This window comes from Bacillus sp. IT-79MI2, from assembly GCF_949768135.1.
Taxonomy (GTDB): Bacteria; Bacillota; Bacilli; order Bacillales; family Bacillaceae_G; genus Bacillus_A; species Bacillus_A pseudomycoides.
The window spans coordinates 38,858-48,699 of the sequence record NZ_CATKPV010000066.1 but is presented as its reverse complement, the minus strand read 5'-3'; the positions used below and the strand labels follow the sequence as shown (position 1 = coordinate 48,699).

The following is a 9,842-nucleotide window of genomic DNA, read 5'->3' as shown; positions in this document are numbered from 1 at the left end:
CATCGCCGCCGAAGCGACTTTATCAATATAACATTTTGTTATATTTTCGTCAACAACTTTTTGTCTTAAAAGTTGTTTTCGTTTGTTTTCTTTGTTGTCTTTCGTGACAACGAATATAAATATACCAGTTCATTTATTAAAATGCAATAGTTTTTTAATAAAATTTTTAACCTAATCAAAAAGTATAAAAACAGTATCGATCCTCCTACATAAAGACACCTTTCTTCTATATAGTAAATGAATCATTTTAACTTCACTATATGACAAAAAGAAAAGCTTTGGAGAAATCTCCAAAGCTTGGATTAGTCTTGCTTATGACGCATCGCTGGGAATAACAGCACGTCGCGAATAGATGGCGCATTTGTTAATAGCATAACAAGACGATCAATACCAATTCCAAGTCCACCTGTAGGAGGCATGCCGTACTCAAGTGCTTCAATATAATCATTGTCCATCATATGCGCTTCATCATTACCTTGTTCACGCTCTTTTAATTGCGCTTCAAAACGTTCTTTTTGATCGATTGGATCATTTAATTCCGTAAATGCATTCGCATGCTCACGAGCAACAATGAATAACTCGAAACGATCTGTAAAGCGTGGATCTTCATCATTCTTTTTCGCAAGCGGAGAAATTTCCACTGGGTGTCCATAGATAAATGTAGGTTGAATTAACTTTTCTTCTACTTTTTGTTCGAAGAATTCATTGATAATATGACCAACTTCCATTGTATCTTTAATTTCCACACCATGTTCTTTCGCCAATGTACGTGCTTCTTCCACGCTCATCGGGCTCCAGAAATCTGCTCCAGAATATTGTTTAATTGCATCTACCATGTGGAGACGTGTCCATTCTGGCTCTAAATTAATTTCTTGCTCACCGTACTGGATTGTTGTTGTACCTAGTACTTGCTTTGCGATATGAGCAATCATGTTTTCTGTTAGTTTCATAATATCTTCATAGTCAGCATATGCTTCATATAATTCGATCATTGTAAATTCAGGATTATGACGTGTTGACACACCTTCATTACGGAATACACGGCCGATTTCGTATACCTTCTCTAAGCCACCTACAATAAGGCGTTTTAAGTGTAACTCAATTGCAATACGCATATATAATTCCATATCTAACGCATTATGATGCGTAATGAATGGGCGAGCAGAGGCACCGCCCGCAATCGCGTGCATCATTGGTGTTTCTACTTCAAGGTAGCCATTATCATCTAAGTATCTTCTCATTTCACGAATGATTTTACTACGAGTAACAAATGTTTCACGGCTCTCCATGCTCGTAATTAAATCTAGGTAACGTTGGCGGTAACGTTGTTCAACATCTTTCAACCCATGGTATTTATCTGGAAGTGGACGAAGAGCTTTCGTTAATAACGTAAATCCTGTTGCTTTCACTGAAAGCTCACCTACGTTCGTTTTGAAAACTTTCCCTTCAATTCCTACTAAATCACCTAAGTCAGCTGTATTAAATAATTCATATTGCTCATCTCCAACAGCATCTTTACGAACATAGATTTGAACTTGTCCGTGTAAATCTTGGATATGCGCAAAACCTGCTTTCCCTTTACCGCGCTTTGTCATAATACGGCCAGCAATAGAAACAGAGATTCCTTTCTCTTCTAATTCTTCTTTAGAGAACTCTCCATACAAGTTTAATAATTCTTTCGTTGAATTCGTACGTTCAAAACGTTTACCAAACGGATCGATCCCTTGTTCACGTAAGTTATGTAACTTCTCACGACGAACAAGCAATTGGTCATTTAATTCTTCGTGGTTCATGTTATCCATGGTATTGATATCACTCCAGCTCTATTAAATTTTACAATATATACAGTATATCATTTTCTACTCAACTAGAAAAACTGCCAGTAGTATACTGGCAGTTCTTCTTTCTTTCACGTAATTATAGGTAGTGAGAGAAGGAATGTCAAACGTTCTCTCTTTCCTCCTTTTAACCAACGTGAATTGTTTTTTGTTTTGTTTCTACTTCTTCTATAAATGCACCTAATAAAGAGGCAAGATCTTCACGAGTATTACAAGTATTAATTGCATTACGTACTCTCGCATTACCACCAACACCTTTTAAATACCAAGCTGCATGCTTTCTCATCTCTCTTACTGCAATATCTTCATTCTTTAAGTCAATAAGACGATCTAAGTGCAACATACATACATCCATTTTCTCACGCACTGTTGGTTCCGGCATTAATTCCCCTGTTTCTAAATATTTTACTGTACGATAAATCATCCATGGGTTCCCGAGAGCTGCACGCCCAATCATAACGCCATCTACCCCTACTTCATCAAGCATACGTTTCGCATCTTGAGGAGTTTCTACGTCACCATTTCCAATAACAGGAATATTCACAGATTGTTTTACCTGTTTAATAATATCCCAATCCGCTTTCCCTTCATACATTTGAACACGTGTACGTCCATGAACCGCTACCGCTTGACCGCCTGCACGTTCCACAGCTCTAGCATTTTCAATTGCGAAAATGTGGTCTTCATCCCAGCCAATACGCATTTTAACTGTAACTGGTTTTTCAACAGCATCTACAACGGCCGCTACCATTTCATATACTTTATCTGGATCTAATAACCACTTTGCACCAGCATCACACTTCGTAATTTTCGGAACTGGGCAACCCATATTGATATCGATAATATCCGCCGTTGTGTTTTTATCTACATATTTCGCAGCACCAACAAGCGTTTCCTTCTCACCGCCAAAAATTTGTAAACTTAGCGGCTTCTCTCTCTCATCGATATATAACATATCTAATGTTTTTTGGTTATTAAATAAAATCGCCTTATCACTTACCATTTCAGCACATACTAAACCTGCACCAAATTCTTTTACTGTTAAACGGAATGCAGAGTTACACACTCCCGCCATTGGTGCTAGTACAACTGGATTCTTCATCTCAATGTTTGCAATCTTTAACACTCGACTGTCTCCTTCTTTTATCCTCACTTTGGCATTAATTCATCTATTGAAATATTTAATGTCTTAGCAACTTCTACTACAAAATCTTGAGAAGGGGTTCTATTCCCTCTCTCTACTTCTCCTAAAACAGATACAGATACCCCTAATTCCTTTGCAAAACCTTCTTGTGTATAACCTTTTAATTTCCGAAAAGCACGAATGCGTCTTCCCCATTTTTCTGCTTCCATACCGTTACTCCCTCTCGCCTTTTCATTTCATCTACTTGCGAACGTGAAATATTTTGTTTTATATCTTGATTGATCTCTAACAACGGAACGATAACAAAAGCTCTTTCGAACATCCGCGGATGCGGCACAATAAGATTCTCTGCTTCAATATTTTCTTGATTATAGAGCAAAACGTCAAGGTCAATGGTTCGCGGGCCCCATCTAATTTCCCTTTTTCTTCCTAAATCTATCTCAACCTTTTGCGTTACTTTCAACAATTCTTGCGGCGGTAAATTGGTAGAAATTTTTATAACTAAATTTAAAAAACGATTTTGATCTGTATATCCCACTGGATCTGTTTCATATACAGAAGAGACATCCTCCACTTGAATATGAGGATTTTTATTTAACAGCTCAATCGCTTGCAATAAATAAACATAACGATCACCAATATTTGATCCTAACGCAACGTATACTACATTTTTCATGGTCGATCTCTCGTAATTTCTACCGCCACAGCACGATAGTGCCCTGGTATTGGTGGATCCGGTTTAACAACCTTTACTGTACATCGCAAAATACTTACGTACTGATTCAATATATTCGCCGCTATATTTTCCGCAATACTTTCTACAAGCTTATATGTTCGATCTTCTACCACTTGTCTGCAAAGTTCAAAGAGCTCTCCGTAGTTTACCGAATACTCTAAGTTATCACTTTCGCCCGCTTGTTTTAAATCCAGTTCCACTGTTAAATCCACTTTAAATCTTTGCCCCAATTTATTCTCTTCTGGAAATACGCCATGATAGCCATAAAACTCCATATCATGAATATAAATTTTATCCAATCATTTTACCCCCTTGCCAATCATTGCATCCATCATCTTTGCCATACGTGCCATTTCCTTCACATCATGAACACGAATCATTTCACAGCCTTTATCAATACCAAGACAAATCGATGCTCCTGTGCCTTCTACACGTTCCTCTACCGGCAAATCTAAAACATGACCGATAAACGATTTTCTCGAAGTCGCAAGAAGGACTGGATACCCTAACACATGTAATTTTTCTAGATTACGCATCGCTTCTAAATTTTGTTCTGGCGTCTTCGCGAAACCGATACCCGGATCTAAAACGATATTCTCATCAGGTACACCTGCACCTTTTGCAATTTTAACACTCTCATATAGATCCGCAATCATATCCGCCATAAGATTACGGTAATTTGTGTTATCGCGATTATGCATTAAAATTATCGGCACATTATAATGTGCCGCAACTTCTGCAATTTTCGGTTCCGCCTTTGCTCCCCATACATCATTAATAACATGAGCACCCGCTTCAATTGCTTGTTTGGCTACTTCAGCTTTATACGTATCGATAGAAATAGGCACTTTCACTTCTTTCGAAACCGCTTGAATCATCGGAATTACACGCCCTAATTCTTCCTCCACCGAAACTTTCGCGAAACCAGGACGAGTTGATTCCCCACCGATATCAATAATATCAGCTCCATTACTCACCATTTCTCTCGCATGACTTACAGCTGCGTTCACCTCATCGTAGTTTCCACCATCTGAAAATGAATCTGGTGTAACATTTAAAATCCCCATGATTAATGTTTTTTTATTTAAGTCCAATGTATATTCGCCGCAGCGCAAATCATAATTCCACTTCACACTACACATCTCCTCTTAGCAGTTCATTTCGGCTCCAAAGACTTTCTCTATGCATTTCATACACACACATGAAAGACTTTGTAACCTTCCCTTCTTTACCTGGAAAATTAACTTCTTCAATCTGATTAAGTGGGACAATTTCTTGAATAGAATTTGTTACAAACACCTCATCGGCAGAAAGCAATTCCTTTTGTGTAAACAAACCTTCTTCTACACGTACATCTAATACTTCAGCAATTCTTATAATAAAAGCGCGAGTGATCCCATTTAAAATCCCTGTTTCCAGCGACGGCGTGTATAAAACACCCTCCTTCACAAAAAAGAGATTCGAAACAATCCCCTCCGCTACATAACCTGCTTCAGTAAGGAAGATTCCTTCTTTATTCACAACATTTCCAATTTCACGTTTTCCTAAAATGTTATTTAAATAGTGATGAGACTTTAAACGAAACGTCCCTTCCGGCGTATTTCGTTTTTGATTCAAAATAACGCCTTTCTTTTCTACCGCTTTACCCGGAACCGTCAAAGGTTTTATAAATACAATAACGGAAGGCTCTTCATATAGCCCTGTCTGTAAGCCTATTTCACCTATACCAGCTGAAACATTAAAACGAACATACGCATGTTCTAATCCATTTCGCACGAGTAATTCCTGCAAAATACGAAGTACGTCATCTTTCGTCATCTTCCACTCAATTTGCAATACAGAAAGGGCATCCATTAAACGCTCATAATGATCGTCTAATAAAAACGGATAGCCATTATAAATACGAAATGTCTCAAAAACCCCCAGCCCATATAAATACCCATGGTCATAAGGGGAGATTTTCGCCTCACTCGCTTCCACATATGCACCATTTACATAAATTAACATGACGATACACTGGGGCTATAACTACGAATAAAGTTCTGCAGTAACTCTTTCCCATGTGAAGTCATAATGGATTCCGGATGGAACTGCACTCCTTCAATTGGCAATGTTTTATGACGAAGCGCCATAATCTCTCCCTCTTCTGTCCAAGATGTCACTTCTAAACATTCTGGCAATGTTTCTTTTTTTACAATAAGAGAATGATAACGCGTTGCTGTAAATGGATTTGGAATGTCTGCAAAAATCAGGTTTCCATCATGATACATAAGAGAAGTTTTTCCATGCATTAAACGATCCGCACGAACAACATCGCCTCCGAACACCTGTGCAATCGATTGATGACCTAGACACACACCAAAAATCGGAATCTTTCCTGCAAAATATTTAATGACACCCATACTTATACCAGCTTCATTCGGACTACAAGGACCTGGTGAAATCATAAGAAAGTCAGGTTTCATTTGTTCAATATCTGAAATTGTAATTTCATCATTGCGCTTGACGATAAGCTCTTGTCCAAGTTCCCCAAGAAATTGCACTAAATTAAACGTAAATGAATCATAATTATCAATCATCAATATCATTTCTCTCACCTAACCGTTTCTTCGCTGCTTTCTTTCGCACGCCATAAGGCGATTGCTTTTTTCAACGATTCTTCATACTCATATTTCGGATTTGAATCAATTACAATTCCTGCCCCTGCCTGCACATATGCTTGGCCATCTTTTGCAAGAAGCGTACGAATCACAATATTTAATTCCATATCTCCTGAATAACCAATCCAACCAATTGAACCTGTATAAATTCCACGGCGAACCGGTTCTAATTCCTCTATAATTTCCATCGTACGTATTTTAGGTGCCCCCGTAATTGTTCCACCTGGAAACACAGCTCTTACTAAATCGAAAGCATCCTTATCCGTTTCAACCTCACCACGAACGTTTGAAACGATATGCATAACATGCGAATATTTTTCAATGACCATAAATTCATCTACTTCTACAGTTCCATACTTACAAACTCTCCCTAAATCATTACGCTCTAAATCCACAAGCATGACGTGTTCTGCACGTTCCTTTTCATTTTCAATTAACTCTTTCGCTAAACTCTCATCTTCTTGTTCGTTTTTCCCACGAGAACGTGTACCAGCAATCGGACGGGTACTCACTTCATTCCCTTGCTTTTTAATTAACAATTCAGGTGAACCGCTAACAATTTGAAAATCTCCAAACTCTAAATATCCCATATATGGTGATGGATTAATTTCACGAAGACTCGTATAAATCTCCAGTGGGTGTGTTTGTAATGTTTTCTCTTGTCTTGTAGACAAATTCACTTGAAACACATCTCCAGCCCCAATATATTCTTGAATACGCTGAACAGCTTTCATAAATCCTTCTTCTGTAAAAGCTACCGCTTCATTTCTATTTTCAGGACATTCAAATGGCACTTTAACTTCAGGAATTTCCTTCATCCAAAGGCTCTTCCATTCATTTAAACGACTTTCCGCTTCCTCACGTTCATCTATATAATGCGTAATAATCCACAACACATTCTCTTGTTGATCATACACAAACACGTCATCAAATAATAAAAAGAATATGTCAGGTATATCCACATCATCCTCCGCAAGGGAAGGAAGTTTTTCAATATAACGGATACAGTCATAACTAAAATATCCGATTGCACCACCTTGAAATGGCGGATAGTCCGGATTATGCTTCGTTCTCCATCGTTCCATATACCTTTGCATTAAATCTAACGGATTGCCTTTCTCTATTGTTTCCTTACCGCTTTCACTTATATGTAACGTTTCATCTTTCCCCTGAATCACCGCTACCGGATCGAGCCCCGCAATACTATAACGACCCCCACGTCCACTTTCTAACAAAATATGTTGATTCTTATTCTGAGAAAGAAACTTATATTGCTTAAAAAAATCTAAATGATATGGAACAGAAAGCGCTAAAGATTTTCTTCGCTGCATACCAACACCCCGTCTTCTTTTATCCCACTCCCTTAGACTAATCACCCCAAATTACAGATGGTTAATATGACATACTCGTCCCTGAGAGCTAGTGAAAATATTTTAACTTTACTACTACTTATTTTACATGAAGTTTTCTAGTCATTCACTATTTTCAAACGAAAAAAGAAAAAGCATTCCTTTTCAGGAATGCTTTTTCTGGCCATACTAATTATGATTCAAATTGATAAAGCGGTGTACTTAAATAACGTTCACCATTACTTGGAATAATTACAAGAACCTTTTTCCCTTTACCAAGCTTTTTCGCAACTTCTGTCGCGGCATAAATGACAGCACCTGAAGAAATACCAACTAAAATACCTTCTTCACGAGCCACTCTTCTCGCATATTCAAATGCCTGTTCTGTCTTCACTTGAATAATTTCATCATATACTTCTACATCCAATGTTTCAGGAACGAATCCAGCCCCAATACCTTGAATCTTATGCGGACCTGGTTTCCCACCAGATAACACCGGAGAATCTGCAGGTTCTACTGCGTAAATTCTAATATCTTTATATATTTCTTTTAACACTTCACCAGCACCTGTAATTGTTCCACCAGTACCGATACCAGCGATAAATGCATCTAATTGATTACCCATTTGTTCAACAATTTCTGGCCCTGTCGTCAAACGGTGAATTTCTGGATTCGCCGGGTTTTGGAATTGTTGTGGTATAAAGTAACCATGCTCTTTCGCTAATTCAGTTGCCTTACGAATTGCGCCGCCCATTCCTTCTGAACCCGGAGTTAATACTAATTCAGCTCCATAAGCACGTAATAAGTTACGACGTTCAATACTCATTGTCTCCGGCATTACTAAAATTGCCTTATAGCCCTTTGCAGCCGCTACCATCGCTAAACCAATTCCTGTGTTACCACTCGTTGGTTCAATAATTGTATCGCCTTCTTTTAATAATCCCTTTTTTTCAGCAGCTTCGATCATAGATAATGCAATACGATCTTTTACGCTACTTCCAGGGTTCATGAATTCTAATTTTAAGTAAATGTCTGCACTGTCTTGCTCTACGATGCGGTTCAACTTAACGATCGGCGTTTTCCCGATTAATTCTGAAACTGATTGTGCCACTCGCATTCCTGTCACTCCTAACACCGAGTATTTTTATTGGTTTTATCTACATTTTAATTTTGACAGAATTTTTCTTACTTGTCAATTTATTTAGATGATTCGCAATTGCTAGAAAACCCTTTTGTTTACAAGCTTTCAATCAAGTTTGTAATATCTTCTTTAGAGAAATTATATCGCTCATTACAGAAATGACAATGCACTTCCGTTTCATCTTCTTCCTCACGAACTTGTTCTAATTCTTTTTTACCGAGGCTAATTAATACACTCTCAATACGTTCACGAGAACATGTACAATTAAATTGAACGTCCATTGTTTCTAATACCTTCACTTTTTCTTTTCCTAGTACTTCGTATAATAATTCCTCTGGCGAAAGACCTTGTTCAATTAATTTTGAAACAGGTGGGATTTTTTGCAGACGCTCTTCAATAAAGGAGATTGTCTCTTCCTGTGCTCCTGGCATAATTTGCAGGATAAATCCACCTGCAGCAAGTATGCTATCATCCCCATTTACAAGGACACCAATACCAACAGAAGAAGGCGTTTGCTCAGAAACAGCAAAATAATACGTGAAATCTTCCCCTAATTCTCCCGAAACAATTGGAGACTGCCCGATAAACGGTTCACGCATACCGATATCTTTAATTACCGTTAAAAATCCTTCTGTACCTACCGCTTGATATACACGTAATTTCCCTTGCTCTGTTGCTTCAAAATCAACGTGGGGATTCGTTACATATCCACGCACATCTCCATTCGCATGAGCATCCACTAAGATTGGGCCAAGTGGGCCATTTCCTTCCACCTTAATCGTCAGCTTCTGATCACCTTTTAACATAGCCCCCATCATTGCACCAGCTGTTAACGAACGCCCAAGTGCTGCTGAAGCAGTTCTCCATGTATCATGACGTCTTTGCGCCTCACTTACCATATTTGTTGTACGTACACTATACGCACGAACTTCTCCATCAAACGCTAACGCTTTTACTAAATAATCTTTCATACT

Annotated in this window: 11 protein-coding genes; all 11 read right to left on the bottom strand. The window is 38.2% G+C overall.

Features of this window, described 5'->3' with window-relative positions:
* Window positions 1-302: 302 nt before the first annotated feature.
* The 11 genes from lysS to hslO all read right to left on the bottom strand — a co-directional run bounded on the left by lysS (window position 303) and on the right by hslO (window position 9,839).
* Window positions 303-1,802, bottom strand: coding sequence for a lysine--tRNA ligase (gene lysS / locus ACM6HU_RS17440; RefSeq protein WP_016116929.1), 1,500 nt, complete (start codon window positions 1,800-1,802; stop codon window positions 303-305).
* Between the two features lie 163 nt (window positions 1,803-1,965).
* Window positions 1,966-2,964, bottom strand: a complete 999-nt coding sequence (gene dusB, locus ACM6HU_RS17435; RefSeq protein WP_016116928.1) for a tRNA dihydrouridine synthase DusB — start codon at window positions 2,962-2,964, stop codon at window positions 1,966-1,968.
* A gap of 23 nt (window positions 2,965-2,987) precedes the next feature.
* Window positions 2,988-3,191, bottom strand: a complete 204-nt coding sequence (locus tag ACM6HU_RS17430) for a helix-turn-helix domain-containing protein (protein WP_000387032.1) — start codon at window positions 3,189-3,191, stop codon at window positions 2,988-2,990.
* Window positions 3,143-3,658: a 2-amino-4-hydroxy-6-hydroxymethyldihydropteridine diphosphokinase gene (gene folK, locus ACM6HU_RS17425; RefSeq protein ID WP_016116927.1), complete on the bottom strand. Its 516-nt coding sequence runs from the start codon at window positions 3,656-3,658 to the stop codon at window positions 3,143-3,145. Before folK ends, ACM6HU_RS17430 begins: the two co-directional genes overlap by 49 nt.
* Window positions 3,655-4,017, bottom strand: coding sequence for a dihydroneopterin aldolase (gene folB, locus ACM6HU_RS17420; protein ID WP_016116926.1), 363 nt, complete (start codon window positions 4,015-4,017; stop codon window positions 3,655-3,657). Before folB ends, folK begins: the two co-directional genes overlap by 4 nt.
* Window positions 4,018-4,860, bottom strand: a complete 843-nt coding sequence (gene folP / locus ACM6HU_RS17415; RefSeq protein WP_077295494.1) for a dihydropteroate synthase — start codon at window positions 4,858-4,860, stop codon at window positions 4,018-4,020.
* Window positions 4,853-5,725, bottom strand: a complete 873-nt coding sequence (gene pabC, locus ACM6HU_RS17410; protein ID WP_016116924.1) for an aminodeoxychorismate lyase — start codon at window positions 5,723-5,725, stop codon at window positions 4,853-4,855. Before pabC ends, folP begins: the two co-directional genes overlap by 8 nt.
* A complete protein-coding gene (gene pabA, locus ACM6HU_RS17405) occupies window positions 5,719-6,306 on the bottom strand; it encodes an aminodeoxychorismate/anthranilate synthase component II (protein WP_033671259.1) in 588 nt (195 codons plus the stop codon). Before pabA ends, pabC begins: the two co-directional genes overlap by 7 nt.
* Window positions 6,307-6,311: 5 nt before the next feature.
* Entirely contained in the window at window positions 6,312-7,709 is a 1,398-nt protein-coding gene (gene trpE, locus ACM6HU_RS17400) for an anthranilate synthase component I (RefSeq protein ID WP_016116922.1), read from the bottom strand.
* Between the two features lie 211 nt (window positions 7,710-7,920).
* A complete protein-coding gene (gene cysK / locus ACM6HU_RS17395) occupies window positions 7,921-8,844 on the bottom strand; it encodes a cysteine synthase A (protein WP_016116921.1) in 924 nt (307 codons plus the stop codon).
* Between the two features lie 119 nt (window positions 8,845-8,963).
* Entirely contained in the window at window positions 8,964-9,839 is an 876-nt protein-coding gene (hslO, locus tag ACM6HU_RS17390) for a redox-regulated molecular chaperone HslO (protein ID WP_003194276.1), read from the bottom strand.
* Window positions 9,840-9,842: the final 3 nt, after the last annotated feature.